Source organism: Streptomyces sp. NPDC057654 (assembly GCF_042800135.1).
Classification (GTDB): domain Bacteria; phylum Actinomycetota; class Actinomycetes; order Streptomycetales; family Streptomycetaceae; genus Streptomyces.
The window spans coordinates 1-1,309 of record NZ_JBHVHQ010001398.1; the positions used below are offsets into that span (position 1 = coordinate 1).

The 1,309-nt window shown below is 74.5% G+C and carries 1 protein-coding gene; it reads right to left on the reverse strand.

Annotation, left to right across the window (positions count from 1 at the left end; translation table 11 throughout):
* Positions 1-68 precede the first annotated feature (68 nt).
* Positions 69-1,309 (reverse strand): GMC oxidoreductase (locus tag ACFU99_RS43905; protein ID WP_384404419.1); only part of this gene is annotated, 1,241 nt, incomplete at its 5' end.

The window sequence follows — 1,309 nt, forward strand, 5'->3', positions numbered from 1 at the left end:
CGCTCCGCCCCCGCGAGCGGCCTCCCGGGGCCCTTCGCTTTCTCCCCTGTCCCCGGAACGGGGAGCGGTCAGCCGGTGGGCTTCGGCGGCACGGCGGGCACCGGCAGGAACGGCAGGTTCAGCGCCGCGTACGCCTCCTTCGGCACGGCCGGGCTGCGCGGCTCGACCGCCGGCAGCCGCTCGTACGCCGCGCCCTGCGCGGGACGGGCGTCCGCGTCGCCCTTGTTCGGCCAGAACGACATGGCTCGTTCCGCTTGGGCGGTGATGGTCAGGGACGGGTTGACGCCGAGGTTCGCGGAGACGGCCGAGCCGTCGACGACGTGGATGCCCGGATGCCCGTACAGCCGGTGGTACGGGTCGATGACGCCGTGCTCCGCGTCCGCGCCGATCGGGCAGCCGCCGAGGAAGTGCGCGGTCAGCGGCGTGCCCATCAGCTCGCCGACGTTGCTGCCCGCGAAGCCGCCGATCTCCTCCGCGATGAGGGACGCGGCCCGCGTCGCCTCGGGGATGTGGTCCGGGTTGGGCGCGCCGTGCCCTTGGCGGGCGGTGAGGAGGCCCTTGCCGAGCCCCTTCGGCTTGCGGCAGGTGGTCAGGGAGTTGTCCAGGGACTGCATGACCAGGCCGATGATGGTCCGCTCGGACCAGCGATGGTTGGACAGGGAGCGGAGCAGCAGCAGGGGGTGGCGGGCGCAGCGGGCCGCGTAGGCGAGGGCCTTGGGGGCGCGGCCGCCGTGCGGGACCTGGAGGACGGTGAGCGCGCCCATCGCGTTGGAGCCCTTGCCGTAGCGCACGGGTTCGATGTGGGTGTTCTCGTCGGGGTGCACGGACGAGGTGATGGCGACGCCCTGCGTGAAATCGGCCCGGGGCGCGCCGTGCGCCCTGCGGTAGCGGCGGTCGTCGGTCTGCGCGCCGACCAGGGCCTCGGAGTTGGTGCGGGTGAGGTGGCCGAGGCGCGGCGAGATGCCGGGCAGCAGCGCCTTGTCCCGCATGGTGTGCAGCAGGGTCTGCGTGCCGTACGTGCCGGCGGCGATGACGACCTGTCCGGCGCGGAACACCGTGGCCCGGCCCGTACGCCGGTCGTCGGTGGGGCGGGCGGCGACCTGGTAGCCGCCCGCCGGGTCCTCGCGGACAGCCACGACGGAGGTCATGGGGTGGATGACGGCGCCGGCGCGCTCCGCGAGGTGGAGGTAGTTCTCGTTGAGGGTGTTCTTCGCGCCGTGGCGGCAGCCGGTCATGCACTCGCCGCACTCGGTGCACGCCGTGCGGGCGGGGCCCGCGCCGCCGAAGTACGGGTCGGGGGCCTCGGCGC